Here is a 22,273-nt window from a genome sequence, read left to right on the forward strand (position 1 = left end):
TTGATCTGGTCCAGGATGGCCTTGCTGGAGGCGGCACTCAGGAACTGGGGTTTGCCGTCCCCATCGGGATCATTGAGGGCATCGCCACTGATCTTGACCACCGAGTCGGGCAAAGCATAGGTGGTTTTGCTTTTGAAGTCAAAGTCGGGGTTAAAGTTGGTATAGACGATATCGAGTTCTTCTACATATTCTGCGCCTTTGGGGTAGCAGCCCCCCAGGGTGAGGCCCAGCAGCAAGAGTCCTGAGTAGCGGTTCATGGCCATAAGGAAGGTTTTAAGTAAGGTTGATGCGGGTTTTCCGGGGGCGGAGGGGTTTAAGCAGGGGCGGAGGCGTCTAAAGGGCAGTGGAGGATTGGCTGCAAAAGGGTCAGAGGGTACAGCGCAACGAGGATCCGAAATTGATGTAGCATCCGGGATTGCTGGTCTAAAATTACAGGGGAATGGCGGGCTGAGAAAACTTCTCCCCTCCTACTCTGCTCAATATCATAAGATTTGGCAGCTCTAAGAATTGTTGGCAAGAAAAGATTGAAAATTCTTGGCAACTCAAAATCGATAAGAAATATTTATAGCCACACCAAAGTCAAAATTGCTGTCTCCTTCTGGTGGCTGGTTGTCGAAATTTGAATACGGATTGAAGGTTAGATAAAAGCGCCGAATCAATTCCCAGGAAAAATTGATATTGTTGTCAAAGCGCACCCGGCCTTTCTGACTTAAACTATAATAGAATGACTGAACTGTATTGATCTGTATGTTAGGGGAATGGTATTTAAAAAAATTGAATCTGAAAATTAATGGCAATTCAAACAACTCATTTGTTGATGTACCTGATGTACTCCTTTCCTGGTTAATCGTTAGGCCGCTCATCAATCGCAACTGCCAATACTTGCGAACAATGATTTTATTACCACCACCAAAGAATTCCTGAAATCTACTTGCAATTGATAGTTCCAGGTTCCTTTGGTAATTCAATCCTATAGATAGAAACCATGTGGAAGTATTTAAATCATATGAAGTAAATAAACTTCCATCTTCCCTATCCCTTGAATATTTAGAAGAATCTAAAGACCCAATGGTTGCCAATGACAATTGGTGTCCAAATCGCTCGCCTGCATATTTCACATTAAAACTAAAATTCAGTTGACCTAAAGAGTTAGATTTAGTATAACTGAATCCGGCCGCAAGGTTTCCTTCCAATCGGGGAAAGAATCCCTTTTCTATGGCGATTATGGTATTCAGGTTAAGGATACTGACTGCAAAAACCTCGGAGTTATCCTGAAGAATATTTACCCAACCATTTTTTGGACCTGGTTGCATGACGCCATAATAGGTCCTTTTATCCTGGGTTTCGATCTTGAATCTCCCGGATGATTGAATGGTCTTGATCTTGTACATTTTTACTTGTATGATACCTAGGTCTACCTCATCAATGGTCAGTTTGCCTAAAAAGCCGGCTTTAATGTCTCCTATCAAAACCTGGCCGTTGAAAAACAATAAAGTATCCTTTTTCTGAGCATTAGTTTCCAGCGTCAAGCTCACAGCTATAAATAATAACAGGACCATATGCCAAAGTCTGAACATACCGCTACTTTTCATTACTCAAATGCTGAATAGTATATAATAGACACGCACCAAAAGCTTATTCCTGAACTTTAGATGAATTATTTCTTATTCGAGAGATATCTCTAATAATTCTTTGCAAAAACTTCATTTAGGTTTTCAACTATTAACTGTACCTTTCATTACCCAAATAGACATTTGAAAAATTACCGCCATCTTATTTGTACACGCACTTGCCTGCATAACGTTCATTCAATTACTTTAAATAACTGTTATGTTACAAAAGTGCCTATTGCATGGTACTATCAATGATGAGGATTTGCTTGAAATGATCGGAAACCATGACGACCAAGCCTTTAATTTGTTATATAAAAAGTATTGGCATCCGCTTATTCATTATGCCAGGCGCTATCTCAAAGATGAAGATACTTGCGAAGAAATAGTCCAGGGCCTGTTCGTACACCTTCATAACAGGCTTACATCGTTAAAAATAAACTCATCAGTCGCTTCTTATTTATATACAGCTTTAAGAAACAGGATAAGTAATTATTTGCGAAACCAAGCCGTATACAAAAGGCATGTTATGCTTGCTATAAATGAGGATCCCAAAAAACAGAATGATGTTGAACAATTCATCAATATGATTGAACTGCAGAAAGAAATTACGCTTTCTTTGAAACAAATGCCTTTAAAATACAGTGAGGTATATGTACTACACAATCAAAATTATTTTACAATAAAAAAAATTGCTTCAATCCTGAACAGGCCTGTCAATACTGTAGAAAAACAATTGAGAAAAGCAAAAGCCCTATTACGCAATAATTTAAAAGAGACTTTACAAATAGATAGGTAATCAAAAAAGACAATTCCTGAATTGAGATATCTCTTTTAGTTGAATAATACAAGAGATCGCATAAAGTACTCTTATAAGTACTCTTAAATAATAAGAAAAATATTGGCGGGTATCATACTCCTGAAGTGTCTTAATTGTAAAGAAATATATAGATATCTCATCTCTATGACGAAGTACAGTAATCTCTCCTCTATGATAACTAAGTTTCAGTATGATTAGATCATGTGTTGATAAATCAGAAGTAACGTACTCAGTAATTGGAATGAATCAATATGTTTTGTTTTATTGAAACACTGTTCTTAAAAGTCAAATGTTGCATATGAAAAATTATTTACCTCAAATTGTGATTCTTGCACTCACCTTTATTGCTTGCTCTTGCAGCCCAACAATGCAAGTACATTCTGACTATGATAAGAGTGCAGACTTCAGCAATTATAAAACATTTTCGCTTTACAAAAGCGATAGCAGCTCTTCTATTAGCCAATTGAACCAGCAACGGATAATTAATGCAGTCAGGAATGAAATGATAAAAAAGGGATATCAGGAAACATCATCTTCACCTGATATTCTGGTAAACCAGGTAACTATCCTCAAAGATAAAGTTTCAGTAAGTTCAAACACCAACTATTATGGTTATGGTGGCATGTATCGTCCTTATTATTGGGGTGCCGGAGGTGGTTACAGCACTACCAATTATGACGTACAGCATGTTAAAGATGGTTCCTTAATCATTGATATAATTGATGCCCGCACCAATAAGCTTATTTGGCAAGGCATAGGCAATAAAGAAATTGATAAGCCAATAAAAAATCCGGATACCAAAATACCGCAAGCCATTTCAATAATCATGGCGGACTTCCCTCCTGGTAAGTCTAAAAAGTAATAAGGGTACTCAAACCCAATTTCTGAAATATATTCTATACAATGGCTACGCAAAGAAGGAAATTTACCGATGAAGAAAAGCTTGACATTTTACAGCAAGCTAATAAAATGGGTATTACTGCTGTATTGCGTACTCATAACCTTTCTTACAGTGTATTCACAAAATGGAAACAAAAATTTATGAAATCAGATATCAACACAGACTTAAACAGTTTGATTCACAAAGCAAGATCTGAAATAAAATTGCTTATAGAAGAGAATACACGGCTAAAAAAAATAATTGCACATCAGGCGTTGGAACTCGAACTGAAAGATGAAGAATTGAAAAAAACAAACGATTTGCTAAAAAAAAATAAATAACCATTTAAACCTTACAATTATGAAAAAGTATCTGCTTACTACAGCTTTCATAATTCTTTGTGTTTCATTTAAATCACAAGCTCAGGGTGGTGATATAGTAATTAAAGGATCCAAAGAAATCCCCAAAAAAATGACTCCCCAACAGGTTATGGATTCATTAAATAAAAGGTTCCCCGATGCCAAGGCGGTTAAATACTATGAATCCAAAGCCGATGTAGTAAACAAAGGATGGACCGTTTCAGAAGAAGATAACTTGGCGCCAGGTGCAGATGTAGGATACTATACCATTAGTTTCAAGAGGGCTGATTTGAAATATTACGGTTTATATGATAAGGATGGCAATCTGCTGCAATCAAAGGTAGAAGAAACTGTAAAAGAACTCCCGGAACCAGTCCGTAATTCTTTGAACAGGCTTTCACAGGAACATCCCGGGTATAAGGTGGTATCCAAAACCTTTTATAAAAATCAAAACTACTCTAAGAGTAAGGAGTATTACGAAGTAATTGCAGAAAAAGATAAGGTAAGGAAAAGACTTTATTATGCACCGGACGGTACATTAATAAAAATAAAAGGTTAAGCATTTATACCAAATGGGCAACTATGAAACGGGTAAAAAAACAAGCTACCTGCTTGCTCCTATTTTTTTTGCTCACAGGGCTTACAACTCTGAATGCACAGGTAGTAGCCATAAAAGATTTGAGTCACAAGCGCCAGTATTACTATGACAGTCTAAAGAAGATGAATTATGACAGGATCTTCCCGATATATGGTGACAAGGTATATAAAAAAGGATTTGATATTCCCTTCCCTTTTGGCATCATGATCAATAATTTCGTTGGCCGGCAAGATGTGCTCATCAGCAACCTTCAGGTGAGCGTACGTGATGGTGATACCATACTTGGACCGGCAGATCTGAGTGACGTTATTGAGTTTAGTAAAGTAGAAGCCAAAGTATATAACCTCAATCTACGCGCAGACATGTATATATTCCCATTTTTAAATGTATATGGCCTGTTGTCCTATCTGCCCCATGCCAGTACGGAGGTTGCAGTATCTAAGCCTGTTGAGTTCTCTACAAAAGCTGAACAACATGGATGGGCCTATGGTTTTGGGATCATGGGCGCAGGAGGTGTTGGCCCGGCATGGCTGCAAGCCGATTACAGTATCAACTGGGCTGATATGCAGTTGCTTGATAACAAAGTCGTTACGCAGATAATGGGGATTAGGCTGGGCCATGTTTTTCCTTCAAAATTAGACCCTCAAAAGAATATCTCTGTCTGGATAGGTGCGATGGGTATTTTCATCAATAACGACACAAAAGGTGAAGTAGCGCTGGATGAAATCTTTTCAGGTATTTCACAGGAAAAGATCGATGAGATCAAACAAAGCTATAACAGTTGGTACGATAAGCTGGACCCTGCAGAAAAAAAAGTGATAGATAAGATCGTTCAGAAATTACAAGATAAAGTAGACAACAGACCTACCCGTGATGTCCACATCATTTATGAAATGGATAAAGACCTGAAGTCAAACTGGGCAGGGTTGATGGGTGTACAATTCCAGTTCAACAAGCGCTGGCAACTTCGATCGGAATCCAATTTTATAGGAGGCAACCGTTTTTCAGTCTTGTTGTCCCTTAACTATCGCTTTCTTGGTTTTAAGAAAAAGTAAATACTTGTAACCATGCCGAGCAAATCATGCATATCAGTAGTAATAGCCAACAACACATGGACAGGAGGCTATGGCGCAACGAGCCAGCGGCATTACGCTTTTGCACAAGGGGGCACATCTGTTGCCACTCGAGGCAATCAATGGGAGCAAACTGTGAATTTTACGACAGCCGGCGGAACCACTGCCGGCTATCGCACATATAGTAACCAGAGTGGAGTCATTTATTCAGAAGTTTATGTCACTAATAGGTACAGGCAGTCTTCAAACTTTACTTCATACAAATTTGTGATCAGGCTTTTTTGTTTTTATACCAAAAGTATATTGCATGGATTGATCTTCATATTAACCTTACTTCTTCATCAACCGGCTGTAGGACAGCAGGCTGAGTATAATAAAACAGGCGCACCTGGTACATGGCGTATCATAGGTACGGCGGAAGCACAATTCACTGTTGATCATGATGGAATTATAGTAGGTCCCCCCTATGATAATTTCAGAAAGTTGCAAATCAAAGTTACGGAAGCTCCTCTGCGCCTGATCAAATTACAAGTGATCTATGAAGATGGTGAGCCTGATATACTTCCGGTAAGAATTTATATAGCTCAGGGCGGCGCAAGCCGTCCCCTTAATTTAAGTGGAAATGGTACAAGGCACATTCGCAGAATTGATTTTTGGTATGATACCGGTGGATCAAGAACCGGTCGGGCTAAAGTAACTGTTTTAGGCATGAAATAAATGATAAATAATTAATGATGGCAAAGGGTTTCAGCACAGGAATATTCAAGGTCTTCTTATTGGTGATTTGCTGTACTGCCATCAGCACAGCGCAGCAAACATCAGTTGGCAATGATAGCAGTTCAGACCCTTTACCTTCATGACTTGATAAGTGTGCCACTTCAAAGCAACCTGGACTAAAACAATATCATTGGCTATAGGCCCGCGCATTCCCTTGGGAGGACCATCGGGGAGCAGGCCAAATTTTGGATTAAGAGGTGTGAAAACTTTTGTATTTCCGAAATAAAAACAATTAATAGTTAGACAGCATGGAAAATATAGCAAAGCCAACTACCCCCATCCTTTTAAGCAAGGCAATACTATTATTTGTCACTGCTTTTACGGTTTATAAGGCTGGAAAAGATGCTGCGTTTAAAGATTGGTTTCGGGTTCAAAAAGGGAGTGTCGCTTCCTGTGGCCCCAATGTTTCAGATCGTTCCTTATATCGGGAGGGAGATATGAGTAAATTCAATAACGACCATTATTCACGGAAAAATGACCAACCGGCAAACAAAGAAAGCGGAAATGGTTGCCCCCACCAACAGGGAGCTAGTACTTTATGCGATCTAACAGGTTGCAAACGCCGGTTACTTTTTTATCGTTTCGCCATGTAGCATCAATCTGTCGTACCGCTCATGTTTTTGATGGAAAATAAATCTTAAAAAATGGCAAAGACTAACCAAAAACAACCCAACATTCTTGTTATCTGGGGCGATGACATTGGAATCTCCAACTTAAGTTGTTATTCGCACGGCCTGATGGGGTACCAAACGCCCAATATTGACAGAATTGCAAAAGAAGGGATGATGTTTACAGATTCTTATGGTGAACAGTCCTGCACCGCGGGGCGTTCTTCATTTATTACCGGCCAAAGCGTATACCGTACGGGACTTTCAAAGGTAGGCATTCCTGCAGCTCCTATCGGCATGAACGAAAAGCTTGTCACGATCGCAGCACTGCTTAAGGAACAGGGCTATGCCACGGGACAGTTTGGTAAGAACCATCTCGGAGACCTCAACCACATGCTGCCAACCAATCATGGTTTCGATGAATTCTTCGGCAACCTATATCACCTGAATGCAGAGGAAGAACCGGAGATGTACAACTACCCACCTGAAAAAGATTTTCCGGATTTTCGTAAAACATTCGGTCCACGCGGTGTCATTCATGCCTGGGCCACGGATGTAGATGATCCAACCGAAATACCTCGCTGGGGACGAATAGGTAAACAAAAAATCGAAGACACAGGATCGCTGACCAAAAAGCGGATGGAGACTGTGGATGATGAATTCCTGAACGCCACAAAAAATTTCATACAAAAGCAACACGATGCCGGCAAGCCATTCTTTGTGTGGTTTAACACCACGCATATGCACTTCATCACACATACGAAAGAACAAAGCCTTGGCCAGTCAGGACGTTGGCAGTCGCCATATTATGATACCATGATCGATCATGACAAACATGTCGGACAGTTGCTCGAGCTATTGGACAAAATGGGTATAGCGGATAATACTTTTGTGATGTACTCCACCGATAACGGCCCACACCGTAATACCTGGCCTGATGGGGCTACTACCCCCTTCCGCAGCGAGAAGAATACCAATTGGGAAGGAGCTTTTCGCGTACCTATGCTGATACGCTGGCCAGGCAAGATCAAGGCAGGTACCATATCAAATGATATCATTCAGCACCACGACTGGTTGCCTACCTTCCTGGCAATGGCAGGTGAACCTGATATTATTGAAAAGTTGAAAAAGGGTTATAAAGCAATCGGTCGTAACTATAAAAATCACATCGACGGATTCAACTTGCTGCCTTATTTGACAGGAGAAGTTAAGGAGAGCCCTCGCAATTTCTACTTTTATTTTAGCGATGATGGCGATATGTTGGGCATGCGCTTCGACAATTGGAAGATCGTTTTCATGGAACAGCGAGCCAAGGGCACCCTACAGGTCTGGGCTGAGCCATTCACACGGTTACGTGTGCCTAAGATCTTTAATCTTCGCACAGACCCTTACGAATTTGCGGACGTCACCTCGAATTCTTATTACGACTGGTTCCTTCATAACGGCTATTTCATGTATGCGGCGCAAGCTGGAGCAGCCAAATTCGCTGAAACCTTTAAAGAGTTTCCGGCTGTTCAGAAACCAAACACTTTTACTGTTGATGATGCCCTGGCTAAAATGCATGAAGCAGTTGGCGGGGATTAAGTGTTAGTTTATCAGGAACCGGCTTGACCGTAATTAATATTTCATTTAAGGAAATTGGCAACCTAAGTAAAAAACATAACATGGAATATCCAAAACAAGCTATTGCAATAAGTTTAGAGAATATGGTATTGATATCCGGTGGCCAATTTTTGATGGGTTCGGATCAATTTTACCCGGAAGAAAAACCAGTGCGCAAAGTTACTGTGGATAGTTTTTACATAGACAAGTATGAAGTGACCAATGAAGATTATCAAAAGTTTGTAAAGGATACAGGCTATATCACGGTTGCGGAAAGACCACTTAACCCAGCTGATTATCCTGGAGCTAAGCCTGAACTGCTGGTTCCGGGTTCATTGGTATTTCAAAAGGTCAAAGGACCTGTACAACTGAATAATTATTTCAACTGGTGGGCATGGGTACCTGGCGCCAACTGGAAACAACCCAAAGGACCGGGCAGCAATTTGGAAGGAAAAGGGAAACATCCTGTTGTACACATTGCTTATGAAGACGCAGAGTCATACGCCAATTGGTGTGGAAAAGAATTACCAACCGAAGCGGAATGGGAATTCGCAGCACGTGGCGGAATGGAAAGCAAAAACTTTACCTGGGGAGATGAGGACGTTCAGTTTAGAAATCCCATGGCAAACACCTGGCAGGGTGAGTTCCCCTGGCAAAATCTATTGATTGATCAATATGAAGGAACCTCCCCTGTCGGTTCGTTTGCCCCTAATGGTTATGATTTGTATGATATGGCAGGTAATGTATGGGAATGGACCTCTGACTGGTATTTAAGAAACCTTGTTGAACCGGAAGCTCACAAACATAAATCATGCTGCACGCCTGCTGTAAATCCACGTGTAACATCTCCCGAGGGCAGCTATGATCAATGCCAGCCAGATGTGCATATACCCAGGAAGGTTATCAAGGGGGGATCGCATTTATGCGCCCCCAATTATTGCCTGCGTTACAGGCCTGCTGCAAGGCAGCCACAAATGATAGATACAGGTATGAATCACCTGGGATTCAGATGCTTGATCAGAGTGAAGGAATAGAATGCAACAACTTCCCTATGGAACAATATGCCAACGTTGCAAAAACTGGCGGATAACGGCCTGATGTACACGCAATGACATACTACGACTTTATGACATGAATGAATTCATTGATACCATAAGAGCCAACCTGGATAGTTGGGGTGCATTAACCGAAGTGGTGTTGAATGGCATTTCACTACTTTGTATAGTTGCAGGTGTTATCATTTCTATAATCAGAAGTATCCAGGAAAGACTACGCTTACCTGGGATTCATCCCTTTCATACCAATTTCAGAATGGTATTTGGAGGATGGCTGGTCGTGGCACTTGAATTCCAGCTGGCCGCTGATATTGTAGGAACGATTATTTCGCCAACTACTGAACACCTGATCGAGTTGGGTGCAATTGCTTTTATCAGAACATTTTTAAATTATTTCCTGAGCAAAGAATTATTGGAAGAAAGGGAATTATCAAAGGTTGGAATGGAACGGTAGAAAATAAAAAAAGCGAGCTGAGTTGAATACTTAAAAGCGTTTATGAACCTTAATGAAATAAACAATTATGCCTAAAGACTATTCAAATAGAAATCTACAAAAGGCATCATTTAAAAATGCAGACCTCGCATATTCCAATTTTGCTAATAGTGACCTTCGTGGCACTGACTTCACAGGTGCAGATCTTACAGGTGCTGATTTCACCCATGTGAAAACTGGTATTGCACCCATACATACCACCTTACTCTTTTTTGCTGCTTTGATAGTATCTCTGATTTCAGGTTATGTAGCAATGCTCGCAGGACATCTCATCCAAAGAATGCTTATTTCAAAGGACATATTGATCAAAATTGCAGGAATAATATCCATCTTACTTACAATTTTATTTATAGTTTATATATATCTGAAGGGTGGCAGAAATGCCATCAGGAACCTGATCAAACCAGCTTCTTTTATTGCCTTGTTGATTGGCTTTGTTAGTTTAATGACCGGGGCAGGTACTGGTATAGGCATGGCTGCTCTTGTGTTAGTTAATATACTGGTAGTCATCATGTTCATAGTAGGCACCGTTGCCAGGGTAGTTGCTGGAGCATTGTCTAATATTCTATTCCTCATCGTCGCCATGGGTGGAGGTATGTTTGGGAAAAGCGTGGGTGGTGGCATAGGAACGTTGATCATGGCCATGAGTTGTGCCATCATTAGCAAAAGAGCATTAAGCGGTGCCGAAGGATTTGATGCATTACGAAGAATTGTGTTTTCTATTGTCTCAAAATTTGGCACTTCCTTCCGAAATGCAAGGCTTTTCAATGCAAATTTTTCCGGATCAATAATTCGTGATACAGATTTTTCCAATACTGATTTATCAATGGTGAATTGGGGAGATTCCCGAATAATAAACTACTTGGCTGATGAACAAATGATTAGTGAAAAAAAAGGACCACATAAACAGGAAATTAATTAACGAACACATGACCAATATTTCAAACAATGATTACAACATAATTCAAAATAAAATGTCTGAATATCGTACTGAATTATCAGAAAAAAAAGCACAACTGCCGGATGCGAATACGAAGCTGGCTTACCAAAGGACTGCACTCGCTTATGAGCGTACCTTGATGGCCTGGATAAGAACAGCTACATCGCTGATATCCTTTGGGTTTACGATATATAAGTTCTTCGAAGAATTGCGGAAAGAAGGTCCACACCCACCTAGGATCATAACACCAAGGATTGTAGGTCTCGTGATGATTTCATTTGGGCTTGTTGGATTATTATTTGCACAAATACAGCATCAGGAAGCATACAAAAAACTAAAGGTTGAATATCCTCAGATCCAGAAATCGCTTTCATCTGTGCTCGGAGCTTTAATACTTGTATTTGGGTTGTTATTATTTCTTGCCACATTATTCAGACAATAATTTCTAACGTGTAAACACAATTGAAAATAAACTAAAAAAACAGGAGGCAATTATGAAAAGGTTATTGTATACTGCACTCATCATCTTCATTGCAGTATCAGCAAATGCGCAGGATGAATTCCAGGAAATTCAGAAAGAATGGGGTAAAGAGAAAAAAGAAATTGTAGGAATAGGAATGGCATTATCAGATGCAGATGCTAATAAGTTCTGGCCATTATATGACCAATATGAAAAGGAGCGACAAAAGATCGGCAAGGAACGAATCATGATCCTGAATGATTATGCAGAACATTATTCAAGTATGACCAATGCAAAAGCCGATGAGCTCGTCAATAGGATTAATAAAAACGATGCGGCCCTTTCCAAACTCTACCAGCAATACTATACTAAGATCAAAACTGCGCTCAATGCGATACAAGCGGCAAAGTTCCTACAAATAGAAAATTATATAAACTCAACGCTCAAATTGACGTTTCAGGAGCTCTTGCCGGTTATTGGAGAGCTTGATCATATGAAAAAACAAGAGCTGTAAGGTCAGGTCATTCATCAAAAAAATAACATGAATGAATCACATTTATTTACAACAAAAAATACATTTATGAAAAAGTTTTATTTCCTCCTTCTATTATCCACAACAACCCTTCTGACGTCCGCTCAAAGCTTAAGGATCAATGGCTATGGTGCCTATGTATTCGAAGACGGCTATGACTCTTTTTACGACAACAACAACTATTACAAAGGGCAAGTGGATGGAGGATTCCAGGGAGGGGTCGGTATTGAATATTTATTTACACCGCAATACTGCATCGAGATGATGTACCTGCGGAGAAGCACCCATGCTCCTACTAATTTCAAGAGCGGAGTCGCTAGTCAACAAAAAGATATAAATTTTGACCTTGTGCACGACTATGTTATGCTGGGGAGTGATGGACATATGTCCTCTCATGACGGCAAGGTAGAGGGTTATGTTGGAATTTTTGCAGGCTTGTTGTTTGCAAGCCTTGACAACCCTGAAAATAATGATCATGCATCATCTACAAAGTTTGCTTGGGCTATAAGAGGAGGATGCAATATCTGGGCTTCTGATAAATTTGGGATCAAACTGCAAACACAGTTGATTTCATCGCTCCGGTCAGCAGGCGGTGATTTCTATTTTGACCCGTACGGTAATCCGGTAGGTCTAAGTACCTATTCATCGCTATTCCAGTTCGGTCTGGGAGGTGGACTGACTTACAGAATTGGAAAATAAACTCAACCTGCAAATATGAAAAAACAGGTAATTGGGTGGTCACTGATGTGCATATCATTTAGCTTAACTGCCCAATCGAACAAATACTATGCATGGGGTGGCAGCAGGTACTATAGCTTCCATCCTTATGTCTATCACCCTTACCGCCCGTGAGGTACTGTAACCTCCATACCATCAGGCAGCCAGCCTGTGGTGGTAAACAATGTGACAAACTATTATTATGGCAGAGCTTATTATGAAAAATCAGGCGACGGGTATAAAGTAGTAGCACCACCAGCAGGTGCTATTGTGGACAGTCTCCCCGAAGATGGAGAAGAAGTGAAGATTGGAGATCAAACCTATGTGAAGATTGGAGAAACTTACTATCAGCCTGTAAAAGTTGACGGAAAGGATAAGTATGAAGTAGTACAGGTGGAGGAAGGAGAGAAATAAACAATGCAGCGTTCAATATAAGGGCATGCCTCTTATATTAAGCAGTTAAATTTTGTTAGATGAAAAAAGTCCTTGGTACTGTATTATTGTCTTTCCTATTCAACTTTGCACCTGCACAAGTGGTCATAGCACTCTTATTTGGCGATAAACTGAATACTGGCAAACTTGAATTTGGATTGGTGGTTAGTCCTGCTTTTACCAATTTTACGAACACAGTGAGTAATGCAAGATCAGGCTTAAATCTTGCGCTCTATTTCAACATACATCCCGACAATAAATTTTTCCTTCATGTTGAAGGAGTTGGGAAAGGTGCATTTGGCGCGAAAGATATTATTCCTTATCCAACGGGAAATGATACTTTGGATCATTTGTTTAGCACTGGCTCAGTTGAAAGAAAAATACAAATATTCAGCATGCCCGTTTTGGTCCGGTACAAGATGACAGATCTTTTTTTTGCTGAAGTAGGAATCCAGCCTAGTTTGAGGCTGAAAGCAAAAGATTTCTTCAATACCAAAATAATGGAAAACGACCTGGATTATACCATAAAAGTAACAAAAGAACTCCCAAGACTTGATTTTGGCGTTGCCGGCGGATTATTCTATAAGTTCAGGAAGGATAAAAAAAGCATGGGCCTGGGGATCAGGTATTATTATGGATTGATAGATTTTAACAAAACACAGGAAGGCACGCAATCCAATACGGCCTGGCTGTTGAATGTAACCATTCCTGTGGGCACTGGAAAATCCAGCGCAAATACCGCTAAATAACACCAAACTACTAACGTCTGCTAACAGGCATTGAGTCATATTGGCAACAACTGGTTAAAATGAAAAAGAAACCACCCGCTAAAAATTAAAAGGCGTCTTAAATAAACAGACGGCTTTTGACCTGTAAACTTCTTAAAGGCTGCTGTAAAAGAATTCCTGTTGCTGAAACCACATTTGTATGCAAGTTCCTTCAAATTTGATGTGGCCGACAGATCTGTTTTCATAAGCTCTTCACAATACTTGGTTCTGAATTTATTCATGTAATCAGTAAAACGCATGCCATATACCTGGTTAATAAAAGCTGACAATTTATATACGGGAATTTGCAAATCATCTGCTAGTTCCTTTATATGATATCCTCCTCGCAGGTATGGCCTTTCTCTTTCCATGAGAGACTCTAAGCGGCATTTTAACTCATCAATGCTTTCACCACCTAGGCGAACCTCTATATTTTTGATTCTCCTTTTCTCTCCCAACAATGAAAGTAGATAGCTAAAGAAGTTTTTTTTCTTCATTTCCAACAATTACTGATTGATCAGGTGTTGGTGTAGCACAACAGGAAAGAAAGACGAGGATAGATATAAAACTTATTTCTTTTGAAGATGCTTTTAATTTTAGAAAAGTTATTTGGCAAGTTGCATTCACCTGCTTCGTAAAATTACTATGAAAAAGATGAAGTGAAGTACCTGTTAAAAAAGTATTGTGCAAAGAATTGTAATATTGAGATATTTTATAGCTGGAAACAAATATAAAGCTTGACTTAATTAATGAAATCAATTTTGCTTGTTTGATGGTTACATAAATAGCGTCTGAGATATTCTGACGGCTTTTCGCCAGTAAACTTCTTAAAGGCTGCTGTAAAAGAATTCCTGTTATTGAATCCACATTGTTCAGAAAGCCCCTTGAGATTTAAGTTATTAGCCATTCCATTTTTAACCAGTTCCTTAAAATAGGTGACGCGGAATTGGTTTATATAGTTATTAAAATTCTTGCTTAGCTCCCTGTTCAAAATAGCTGATAATTGGTAAGAAGGTATTTTAAGCTCATCAGCTAGATTTTTAATACTGTATCCTACGTGTAAGTATGGTTGCTCCAATTCCATAATTGAATTCATCCTTGCTATAACAAGGCTAACTGTTTCGTGGCTTAAGTGAATAGTAGATTGCTTATTGTATTGATTTTTTTGCAGTCGAAAAAAGCGAAATATTGTTTGTAATTGTACTTTCATAATGTTAGCATTATTGGTTTGCAAAATATTATAAAACTAAATTACTATTTATATAAGCCGGACCTTTCAAAAGAAGCATGGAATAGGATGAGTCTTATAATACTTAACAAAGATGTTTTGTCCAAAAAAAATGTTGATATTTATCACAATACGCTATGCATATCGTTCAACAAAAACTATATGCTTTCTATAAAAACTTACCAATTCAAAATTTTTTCTTCAATTTATGATGATAAAAATTAAAAATGTTGGCAGCAGGTAATGCATAAACGTATAATTGATTAACCTTTCATGTTTTTTTAATCATAAAATCCCTTTCACTTGATTTAAAACAATAGCAATTGTAATTGAAAATGATCATCTTCAACTGCTCATTTTTTTAAAACTTATCATGAGTACTTGATTAACATTAATTAACTTGCATAAAAATATCAAATAGAATATATTTGATAATAGCCCAGAAACACGAGCTTGTTGTTTGCTCATCTGTTTCCCTTTGAGATCTACTTTTAATTATTTATCGGCTTAATGCAATTTGAGGTACAGATTGGATGAATGCGATTCAGAACAATAATGATCAGTAAAAAGAATGTGTATATATGTTTCGTTTTTGACTAATTGATCCATTCATATACATCAGCATTTTTTTTATAATCATTTATGCTAAATATACATTTAACTTGCTAAAGGTTTTGCTCTTAAAAATTTCCTATCCCTATTTGCATTGAGGTCTTTATGTCCCTATCCAATGTGTTTTGCTGTGAAAATTATTTGATTAAAAGACCAAAAAAACTTAAATGGGGAATAATGGCTTATATTCATTCACTGCATCAATAATTGGTTTCATACTGATCATCATCATACTGTACAGGCAAAGGCAGGTTTCGATGATGTTCTTTTCATTCTTTCTTTTTACACTTGCCGCTACTAATTTTTTATGTTATCTATTTGAAAGCAGGAAAATAATTGAAGTGCCTTTTCTCTTTAGGATCGGTCCATTAATTAACTATCTCACCGCTCCTTCCTTGTTCTTGTATATATTATTTGAACTAAAAGAAAAACGAAAGCTTCAATGGCTGGATGCTTTGCATTTGCTGCCTGCTATTTTGTTCTTAGTGGATTATTACCCATGGTATATAAGTGATATTAGCTATAAAAAACAGGTCATACAAGAATTATTTCAAAAAAACGAGTCTGTATATTTATTAATGGAAGGGTGGTTGCTGCCTCCTGGAACACATTTCGTCCTGAGGCATATTATTGCGCTCATTTATGTATTTTTCATGGTGCTTCTTTTGATAAAACTTGGTGGTTCTGCTGAAAGAACAGTGCCAGGGAACCAGCAAAAGGAAAATTGGTTAGTTCTGGTGGTTGGTATATTTTTCTTATTTTCTGTAATAGGAATCATCACATATTTTTATGCTCCATCATCTTTTGTATGGTCAGCAACAATTTGGGCTCCATTGATCGTTTTCTCCATACTTTGCCTTTTCCTGCTTTTTAAACCAAGTATCTTATATGGAATAGATATAAACAACAAAACAGAATCAAATGCAGAAAATTCAAAACAATTGGTCATTCCTGAAGAGGTTTCTTTTAAGCTCCAGGCTGGCCTCCACGACTTTTTAGAAAAAAAGGAATATCTCCGGAAAAATATAAAAATTGGAAATGTAGCAGAAGAATTAGATGTCCAAACTTATATTTTGTCTGCCTATATAAACCAGGTATATCAAATGCACTTTAATGACTTTATTAACTGGTTCAGGATTCAATTTATTGTAGATGGATTAAAAAATGAAAATTGGCACCAACTTACGCTGGAAGCCATTGCTGAAAAAGCAGGATTCAGTAACCGCACAACCTTCCTGACCGCTTTTAAGAAGTTTATGCGCATGACACCCACTGCCTTTTTACAAAAAACTAAAAATGAATTCAAGTCTAAAAATAAATCACTCGACAATGATATTTAAGAGAAATAAGAAAAACCCTTTTTGGACTAATTCATATAAAAAGAAATATACACTAACTTATTGCTTATGAAATAAAAAAGCATGAAGTCTCACAAATTAAGTTTTTTCAAATCAACTCTTTTAAGCGGCATTATTACATTGGTTCCGCTGCTGGTTTTTTTTATCGTTGTTGCAAAAGCATATGATTGGATTAAGCGCCTGACTAAGCCAATTATCCGCTTATTTCCAACAGACTCCTATTTGAGTTTGCCTGTTCAGGAGCTCGTAGCCGTTTTGGTAATGTTTTTAATTTGCATAATTGTAGGATTGATCGCAAATTCCAGGAAGGGAAAGCGCAAATGGCTGGTTACTAAATTAGAGAATGCAATTTTGGTCCATATACCTGGATACACTATTATGAAATCCATGGGTGAAAATATGTCAGGGATGATGAATCAGGACAAACAACAAGTGGTGATAGCCCGGTTTGACGATTCATTTCAATTAGGATTTTTAATGGAAAAAGTTGAGGGAAAAGAAAACATTTCTGCCATTTATATACCAGGAACACCCAATCCCTGGTCTGGATCCCTTTGTTTTTTGTCAAATGACCGTATCCAGCGTTTGAATATCTCTTATTCTGAAGCGCTAACCTGTATAAAGAATGGAGGTTTGGGCGCATCTGCCCTGTTACAAAAATCTGGTAAAGTTGATATCCAACCGAATATGGTAAAATAAACCCGCATTTCAATGAAAAAGTCCCTTGAAAGAACAAGGGACTTAGATTTTTATACTTTAAATGATCAGCTTGATGTGTTTATTGAGCCACCTTCTTCTGCATTACTAAAGCCGTTCTGTTGGTCAGATAAATACTTACATTCAAGTTTTCATCTGTAGGGTAATCAATAGAATCGTCCACACGGCCAAAGCCACCAAATTCTTTTCGATCAGAATTTAAAATGATCCTGTAAATACCTTGCTCCGGTACCCTGAACTTATATCCAAAGACAGAATTATTCGTGCTGAAATTAAAAATGAAAATCAGGTTATTCCGTTCAAAAATGATCACCTTGTTCTCTGTATCCATGTTAATCTCACGAGCACCAGAGGCAGAAAGAACATGATGGCCTTTAATTGTGTGAATCATAGCCTTATCCCAATTCCAGAGATATTGATACTTTAGATCTTTATTATCAACCAATGACCATTGCCTTCTTGCGTAATAATGACTCCATTGATTTCCAGCTCTCGGAAAATCAACCCACTCAGGGTGCCCAAATTCATTTCCAATGAAATTTAGATATCCTTCCCCACCCAAACTAATGGTAAACAGCCGTATCATCTTATGTAAGGCTATTCCACGATCAATCACCAGGTTCTGGTGATCTACATGCATATGAAAGTACATTTCTTTGTCCATGAGCCAGAATGCAATGGTCTTATCTCCTACCAATGCCTGGTCATGTGATTCTGCATATGCAATGGTCTTCTCCTTATAACGCCGGTTACTTAAAACTTTCCACATTTCATGGATATTCCAATCTTCATCCTGTTTTTCTTTTAAAATTTTGATCCAATAATCAGGTATACCCATGCCCAACCTGAAATCGAACCCAACACCTCCTTCCTCAGGCTTTCTACATAAGCCCGGCATGCCGCTGACATCTTCTGCAATGGAAATGCTGTTCTTTTTACATTGATGCACCACTTCATTAGCTAATTGCAGGTAGGTAACGGCATCCCAATCCACTCCACTTTTAAAATATTTGTCATAGTGATCAAAGGAAGTATTCCCATGATGGAAATACAGAAGCGACGTAACACCATCAAACCGGTAACCATCAAAATGAAACTCTTCTAACCAATAGCACACATTAGATAAGAGAAATTGCTTTACTTCCCATTTTCCATAGTCAAACAACATCGAATCCCATCCTTCATGATAGCCCCGGCCTCCTGAATGGAAATACTGGTGATCTGTGCCATCAAATTGATTGAGGCCTTCTGCCATATTTTTTACAGCATGGGAATGAACGATGTCCATGATCACAGCAATTCCCATACTGTGCGCTTTATTAACCAGGTATTTCAAATCTTCTGGTGTCCCGAACCTCGAAGATGGAGCAAAAAAGTTGGATACATGGTACCCGAATGAACCATAATATGGATGCTCCTGGATGGCCATTAACTGGATAGCATTGTAGCCACCATCTTTGATTCTTGGTAGGATCACATCAGCAAACTCTTTATAGCTCCCCACTCCTTCTCTTTCTTGGGCCATCCCTACATGACATTCATAAATGATTGGTTCACGGTAAACTTCCTCCAGGCTAAATGTAGCGTCTGTCCATGAAAATGGATTTTCAGGTAACCACAATTGCCCGGCAAAGTCATGTGTTTCAGGATCTTGTATAACCCTTCGGATGTAGGCAGGAATTCTATCCATGGATCCTTTCTGCGTATGAACATGCACCTTTATTTTACTCTCATGAAGAAAGCTGTCCTTATATTGCTTGAAAGGCAGAAATAATTCCCAGTCCCCGTTGCTGTTCTTTTCCAGTGGATGGGAAGTCCTGTTCCATTGGTTGAAATCCCCTGTCAGATATAGTTTATGAGCTTGTGGAGCCCATTCTCGGTAAAACCATCCATTTTTTTCTTTATCGAAGTTAATACCATAATAGTGATGCCCATTGGCGAAATTGAGTAAACTTCCGGCAGCCTCTTCAATTTCCTTTCGGGCTTTTTTGTAACGTTCAAATCGGTCTTTTACATCATCAATGTATGGATCCAGCCATGGATCTTCTTGGTTAATCGCTAACTTTTCAATTTGCTTCATCAAAGTAATGTTAGGGTTGAAATTCTAAGATAACAAGTTTTACCTTATAAGAAGAAATGACTTTGAGAAGGCAATGATTTAGTAAAAAAATCTAATAGTATAAATGATTAAAAAATGTGGCAGAAATGCTTGATATGAAAATTATTATTAAAGCCTGACCCTTTTAAGATAAAGCCGTGGAGCAAGACCTTGTTGATCTATACTGGCGAAAATGTTAAACCATAGTTCCAGATCAATCACACTTCCTTCAAAACTCCTGAGTTGATAATACCCTCCTGTGCCCGGGCCAGCCGAACCGGTGAGTTCCAGAACATCTGCGCCTTCAAATGGCAGGGTGCTAAGCTGAAGCATTAGTGTGGTCTCTCCCTCAGAAATCATTTCTAAGAAATCATGAAAAGCGCCAATTCTTTCCAGGTCATCTGAGTCTCCCCCCCTATCAATATACTCTGGTAGATCAAGAAACCAGCGGTTTCCCATTTTGTAGTAGGTAAATAAATACATAATTGGTAGCGGATTGAAAACGAAAATACACTAAGTATTTTCAACAACAATAATAAGTAAAAATACGATCAACAATGCAATTAGCGCATAATACTAGGCGTTTCAGATTTTCAACTAATGAGTTGTGATTGGAAATCTTGCTATTAATACACATCCCAGGCCGGGGGCACTATTGATGTTCAGTTTACCATTTAAACTTTCGGCTCGTGTAATCATGTTCGTAATACCTATGCCTTTTCGTCTCTTATTGATATCAAAACCAGACCCATTATCAGTTACTTTCAATACCAAATCACAATCAATACGATCAAACACGACCTGAACACTTTTCGCTTTTGCATGTTTCAGTATATTCGTAAGGTGCTCCTGGAGAATGCGGTACACCGCCAACTGGAGTTCTTTATTAACTACAAATGCATCGACTTTTGCGATGTCTAATGAAAAATGTATCTTATTGGTAGCTGTAACAGAGTCAATTAATTCCTGTATCTTATCTTTAAATCTTATATTTTGCTGAGTTGGTGAAGAAAGCCTTTTGGATATTCCCCTGATTTCATTGATAGAATCCTGTAAAAGTTGGATCGACTTACCCGAAAGTTCCTTTGCATTACCGATGCCGTCGTGGATGAGCTCTGAATAAAGCTTTACGGTAGTAAGAATCTGGTTTATATTATCATGTAATTCCTGACCAAGATATGCCCGCTCATTTTCCTGGGCAGCAAGTACAGCAGCTGTAGTTTGCTTTCTTTGTCTTTCCAGTTTCTGTTCCAATATTTTTCGCTCCGAAATATCACGAAATATGAAGAAGTAACGCTCAATACTTCCCTGGTGGTCAAAAATGGGCTCACCAGAAATTTCCAACCAAACTTTTGCATTGCTCTTTGTATTGCTAAGCATTTCAACCTGGAAGGGAGCTCCTTCTCTAAAAAGTTGATCCATTTGCATCAATGCAATGTCATCAGATTCTTCTCCCTTTAAAAAATCACTATTTTTAAAGCCAATCACCTCATCTGCCGTGTAACCTGTGATCTTTGTATAAGCATTATTGATCCAGGAAGTGGTACCATCCAGTTCAATTAACGAAACTGCATTGTTAGTTTCCTTAACAACCAGGGAAAGCATTTGAATTGTTTCTTCGTTTTTTTTCTTGTCTGTAATGTCACGAAAATAAACAGACAAGCCAGTAGTTGACGGATAAGCATTGACTTCAACCCATATATTGAGAGGCTCCGGATAAAATGTTTCAAAGTTTACTGGCATCTGTTCTGCTAACGCTTTTTTGTATTGCCACTCAAATACAGTCCCCAAAGCATTTGGAAAAAGTTCCCATATATTTTGTAGGTAAACCTGCTCATAAGTGCAGTTTATCATGAGTAAAGCCTGCCGGTTAGCATAAACGATACGCCAATTAGTATCAAGAACAAGAAAACCGTCGGTAATTCTTTTCAAAATATCCGACATTTCATTGTTCTGCTTTTCTAATTCAAATTGATACTTTTTATGTAACTCCATAAGTTGCCGCCGCTCAGTTATATCACGGATAGTACAATATAAGAGGCCATCCTGAGCATCCCAACGGGCAGCCCATGATATTGGAACAGGGCTACCGTCCTTACAATGGAAAACATTTTCAAAATGAATGATTTGGTGACCCGCAATCAGCTGCTCAAAAAAAATGTACGTTTTCTCTCTATCCTCTTTGATAACAAGGTCAATACATGCAGTTCCGGTCAGTTCCGCCGGAGCATAACCCAACACATTATTGACTGTTTTATTAATAAATGTGAAACGCCCTTCTCTGTCAAGCGTGAAAACAATTGTTGACAAAGAATCGACCAGGTGCTGTAATGGTATAGATGAATGTGGAGCTTTAAGTGATGGCGACACAGTTCTCATTTGCTGATTTTCTATGGATGTTGGTTAAAATTAGAAAAAGTGATATGGGTAACACGCTGATTTTCGGTGAATTCAGGAAAATACTCTTTAAATAAATAAAAAAAAGCTATCATATAAAAACCATTCACTCAAGCTGTAATGCAAAATATCGGAAGAAG

General features: G+C 38.6%; 25 protein-coding genes. 18 read left to right on the forward strand and 7 right to left on the reverse strand.

Features of this window, described 5'->3' with window-relative positions:
- Together OCK74_RS24435 and OCK74_RS24440 are read right to left on the reverse strand one after the other, a co-directional pair.
- The coding region (locus tag OCK74_RS24435; protein ID WP_279299732.1) for a hypothetical protein at window positions 1-263 on the reverse strand (263 nt) is incomplete at its 3' end.
- 279 nt (window positions 264-542) lie between these two features.
- Window positions 543-1,577 carry a DUF481 domain-containing protein gene (locus OCK74_RS24440; protein ID WP_279299733.1) on the reverse strand — a complete coding sequence of 345 codons (1,035 nt, stop codon included), beginning with the start codon at window positions 1,575-1,577 and terminating at the stop codon, window positions 543-545.
- Window positions 1,578-1,830: 253 nt separating this feature from the next.
- Here OCK74_RS24440 and OCK74_RS24445 point away from each other — a divergent pair, with 253 nt between their 5' ends.
- The 16 genes from OCK74_RS24445 (at window position 1,831) to OCK74_RS24520 (ending at window position 13,705) form a co-directional block, all read left to right on the forward strand.
- On the forward strand, window positions 1,831-2,409 hold the full coding sequence (locus OCK74_RS24445) for an RNA polymerase sigma factor (RefSeq protein WP_279299734.1): 579 nt from the start codon (window positions 1,831-1,833) through the stop codon (window positions 2,407-2,409).
- A 319-nt stretch (window positions 2,410-2,728) separates the two neighbouring features.
- On the forward strand, window positions 2,729-3,292 hold the full coding sequence (locus tag OCK74_RS24450) for a DUF4136 domain-containing protein (RefSeq protein WP_279299735.1): 564 nt from the start codon (window positions 2,729-2,731) through the stop codon (window positions 3,290-3,292).
- Between the two features lie 41 nt (window positions 3,293-3,333).
- Entirely contained in the window at window positions 3,334-3,651 is a 318-nt protein-coding gene (locus OCK74_RS24455) for a transposase (RefSeq protein ID WP_279299736.1), read from the forward strand.
- Between the two features lie 19 nt (window positions 3,652-3,670).
- Entirely contained in the window at window positions 3,671-4,228 is a 558-nt protein-coding gene (locus OCK74_RS24460) for a hypothetical protein (protein WP_279299737.1), read from the forward strand.
- Between the two features lie 23 nt (window positions 4,229-4,251).
- Complete coding sequence (locus OCK74_RS24465; RefSeq protein ID WP_279299738.1) at window positions 4,252-5,322, forward strand: hypothetical protein; 1,071 nt, start codon at window positions 4,252-4,254, stop codon at window positions 5,320-5,322.
- A 12-nt stretch (window positions 5,323-5,334) separates the two neighbouring features.
- The gene (locus tag OCK74_RS24470) at window positions 5,335-6,057 is read left to right on the forward strand and encodes a hypothetical protein (RefSeq protein ID WP_279299739.1); all 723 of its coding nucleotides are present in this window, start codon (window positions 5,335-5,337) and stop codon (window positions 6,055-6,057) included.
- 308 nt (window positions 6,058-6,365) lie between these two features.
- Entirely contained in the window at window positions 6,366-6,710 is a 345-nt protein-coding gene (locus tag OCK74_RS24475; protein WP_279299740.1) for a hypothetical protein, read from the forward strand.
- A 51-nt stretch (window positions 6,711-6,761) separates the two neighbouring features.
- Window positions 6,762-8,309, forward strand: coding sequence for an arylsulfatase (locus OCK74_RS24480; protein WP_279299741.1), 1,548 nt, complete (start codon window positions 6,762-6,764; stop codon window positions 8,307-8,309).
- Between the two features lie 80 nt (window positions 8,310-8,389).
- Entirely contained in the window at window positions 8,390-9,361 is a 972-nt protein-coding gene (locus OCK74_RS24485) for a formylglycine-generating enzyme family protein (RefSeq protein ID WP_279299742.1), read from the forward strand.
- Window positions 9,362-9,458: 97 nt separating this feature from the next.
- A complete protein-coding gene (locus OCK74_RS24490) occupies window positions 9,459-9,836 on the forward strand; it encodes a DUF1622 domain-containing protein (RefSeq protein ID WP_279299743.1) in 378 nt (125 codons plus the stop codon).
- 67 nt (window positions 9,837-9,903) lie between these two features.
- Window positions 9,904-10,797, forward strand: a complete 894-nt coding sequence (locus OCK74_RS24495) for a pentapeptide repeat-containing protein (RefSeq protein WP_279299744.1) — start codon at window positions 9,904-9,906, stop codon at window positions 10,795-10,797.
- Window positions 10,798-10,804: 7 nt separating this feature from the next.
- The gene (locus OCK74_RS24500) at window positions 10,805-11,257 is read left to right on the forward strand and encodes a YidH family protein (RefSeq protein WP_279299745.1); all 453 of its coding nucleotides are present in this window, start codon (window positions 10,805-10,807) and stop codon (window positions 11,255-11,257) included.
- A 52-nt stretch (window positions 11,258-11,309) separates the two neighbouring features.
- Window positions 11,310-11,789: a hypothetical protein gene (locus OCK74_RS24505; protein WP_279299746.1), complete on the forward strand. Its 480-nt coding sequence runs from the start codon at window positions 11,310-11,312 to the stop codon at window positions 11,787-11,789.
- A 66-nt stretch (window positions 11,790-11,855) separates the two neighbouring features.
- The gene (locus OCK74_RS24510) at window positions 11,856-12,506 is read left to right on the forward strand and encodes a hypothetical protein (protein ID WP_279299747.1); all 651 of its coding nucleotides are present in this window, start codon (window positions 11,856-11,858) and stop codon (window positions 12,504-12,506) included.
- A 168-nt stretch (window positions 12,507-12,674) separates the two neighbouring features.
- Window positions 12,675-12,938 (forward strand): DUF6515 family protein, encoded by a 264-nt coding sequence (locus OCK74_RS24515; protein WP_279299798.1) that lies wholly within the window; start codon window positions 12,675-12,677, stop codon window positions 12,936-12,938.
- A gap of 59 nt (window positions 12,939-12,997) precedes the next feature.
- Window positions 12,998-13,705, forward strand: coding sequence for an outer membrane beta-barrel protein (locus tag OCK74_RS24520; protein WP_279299748.1), 708 nt, complete (start codon window positions 12,998-13,000; stop codon window positions 13,703-13,705).
- A gap of 35 nt (window positions 13,706-13,740) precedes the next feature.
- On the opposite strand, the gene OCK74_RS24525 is transcribed toward OCK74_RS24520, so the two are convergent.
- The gene (locus OCK74_RS24525) at window positions 13,741-14,220 is read right to left on the reverse strand and encodes a helix-turn-helix domain-containing protein (protein ID WP_279299749.1); all 480 of its coding nucleotides are present in this window, start codon (window positions 14,218-14,220) and stop codon (window positions 13,741-13,743) included.
- Window positions 14,221-14,465: 245 nt separating this feature from the next.
- Window positions 14,466-14,933: a helix-turn-helix domain-containing protein gene (locus OCK74_RS24530; protein ID WP_279299750.1), complete on the reverse strand. Its 468-nt coding sequence runs from the start codon at window positions 14,931-14,933 to the stop codon at window positions 14,466-14,468.
- 797 nt (window positions 14,934-15,730) lie between these two features.
- Here OCK74_RS24530 and OCK74_RS24535 point away from each other — a divergent pair.
- Entirely contained in the window at window positions 15,731-16,903 is a 1,173-nt protein-coding gene (locus OCK74_RS24535; RefSeq protein ID WP_279299751.1) for a helix-turn-helix domain-containing protein, read from the forward strand.
- 81 nt (window positions 16,904-16,984) lie between these two features.
- On the forward strand, window positions 16,985-17,620 hold the full coding sequence (locus OCK74_RS24540; protein WP_279299752.1) for a DUF502 domain-containing protein: 636 nt from the start codon (window positions 16,985-16,987) through the stop codon (window positions 17,618-17,620).
- A gap of 79 nt (window positions 17,621-17,699) precedes the next feature.
- On the opposite strand, the gene OCK74_RS24545 is transcribed toward OCK74_RS24540, so the two are convergent.
- From OCK74_RS24545 to OCK74_RS24555, 3 genes are all read right to left on the reverse strand, one after another.
- Window positions 17,700-19,718, reverse strand: coding sequence for an alpha amylase C-terminal domain-containing protein (locus OCK74_RS24545; RefSeq protein ID WP_279299753.1), 2,019 nt, complete (start codon window positions 19,716-19,718; stop codon window positions 17,700-17,702).
- 147 nt (window positions 19,719-19,865) lie between these two features.
- Complete coding sequence (locus OCK74_RS24550; protein ID WP_279299754.1) at window positions 19,866-20,219, reverse strand: DUF6717 family protein; 354 nt, start codon at window positions 20,217-20,219, stop codon at window positions 19,866-19,868.
- Between the two features lie 114 nt (window positions 20,220-20,333).
- Complete coding sequence (locus OCK74_RS24555) at window positions 20,334-22,115, reverse strand: PAS domain-containing sensor histidine kinase (RefSeq protein WP_279299755.1); 1,782 nt, start codon at window positions 22,113-22,115, stop codon at window positions 20,334-20,336.
- Between the last annotated feature and the right edge of the window lie 158 nt (window positions 22,116-22,273).

It is taken from the genome of Paraflavisolibacter caeni, from assembly GCF_025628885.1.
Taxonomy (GTDB): domain Bacteria; phylum Bacteroidota; class Bacteroidia; order Chitinophagales; family Chitinophagaceae; genus Flavisolibacter; species Flavisolibacter caeni.

Coding starts and splice junctions, on each gene's coding strand:
- OCK74_RS24535 (WP_279299751.1), top strand. CDS start 15,731: ATGGGGAATAATGGCTTATATTCATTCACTGCATCAATAATTGGTTTC.
- OCK74_RS24540 (WP_279299752.1), top strand. CDS start 16,985: ATGAAGTCTCACAAATTAAGTTTTTTCAAATCAACTCTTTTAAGCGGC.
- OCK74_RS24550 (WP_279299754.1), bottom strand. CDS start 20,219: ATGTATTTATTTACCTACTACAAAATGGGAAACCGCTGGTTTCTTGAT.
- OCK74_RS24530 (WP_279299750.1), bottom strand. CDS start 14,933: ATGAAAGTACAATTACAAACAATATTTCGCTTTTTTCGACTGCAAAAA.
- OCK74_RS24525 (WP_279299749.1), bottom strand. CDS start 14,220: ATGAAGAAAAAAAACTTCTTTAGCTATCTACTTTCATTGTTGGGAGAG.
- OCK74_RS24475 (WP_279299740.1), top strand. CDS start 6,366: ATGGAAAATATAGCAAAGCCAACTACCCCCATCCTTTTAAGCAAGGCA.
- OCK74_RS24450 (WP_279299735.1), top strand. CDS start 2,729: ATGAAAAATTATTTACCTCAAATTGTGATTCTTGCACTCACCTTTATT.
- OCK74_RS24470 (WP_279299739.1), top strand. CDS start 5,335: ATGCCGAGCAAATCATGCATATCAGTAGTAATAGCCAACAACACATGG.
- OCK74_RS24455 (WP_279299736.1), top strand. CDS start 3,334: ATGGCTACGCAAAGAAGGAAATTTACCGATGAAGAAAAGCTTGACATT.
- OCK74_RS24545 (WP_279299753.1), bottom strand. CDS start 19,718: ATGAAGCAAATTGAAAAGTTAGCGATTAACCAAGAAGATCCATGGCTG.
- OCK74_RS24520 (WP_279299748.1), top strand. CDS start 12,998: ATGAAAAAAGTCCTTGGTACTGTATTATTGTCTTTCCTATTCAACTTT.
- OCK74_RS24485 (WP_279299742.1), top strand. CDS start 8,390: ATGGAATATCCAAAACAAGCTATTGCAATAAGTTTAGAGAATATGGTA.
- OCK74_RS24440 (WP_279299733.1), bottom strand. CDS start 1,577: ATGTTCAGACTTTGGCATATGGTCCTGTTATTATTTATAGCTGTGAGC.
- OCK74_RS24495 (WP_279299744.1), top strand. CDS start 9,904: ATGCCTAAAGACTATTCAAATAGAAATCTACAAAAGGCATCATTTAAA.
- OCK74_RS24555 (WP_279299755.1), bottom strand. CDS start 22,115: ATGAGAACTGTGTCGCCATCACTTAAAGCTCCACATTCATCTATACCA.
- OCK74_RS24490 (WP_279299743.1), top strand. CDS start 9,459: ATGAATGAATTCATTGATACCATAAGAGCCAACCTGGATAGTTGGGGT.
- OCK74_RS24500 (WP_279299745.1), top strand. CDS start 10,805: ATGACCAATATTTCAAACAATGATTACAACATAATTCAAAATAAAATG.
- OCK74_RS24510 (WP_279299747.1), top strand. CDS start 11,856: ATGAAAAAGTTTTATTTCCTCCTTCTATTATCCACAACAACCCTTCTG.
- OCK74_RS24465 (WP_279299738.1), top strand. CDS start 4,252: ATGAAACGGGTAAAAAAACAAGCTACCTGCTTGCTCCTATTTTTTTTG.
- OCK74_RS24460 (WP_279299737.1), top strand. CDS start 3,671: ATGAAAAAGTATCTGCTTACTACAGCTTTCATAATTCTTTGTGTTTCA.
- OCK74_RS24480 (WP_279299741.1), top strand. CDS start 6,762: ATGGCAAAGACTAACCAAAAACAACCCAACATTCTTGTTATCTGGGGC.
- OCK74_RS24445 (WP_279299734.1), top strand. CDS start 1,831: ATGTTACAAAAGTGCCTATTGCATGGTACTATCAATGATGAGGATTTG.
- OCK74_RS24505 (WP_279299746.1), top strand. CDS start 11,310: ATGAAAAGGTTATTGTATACTGCACTCATCATCTTCATTGCAGTATCA.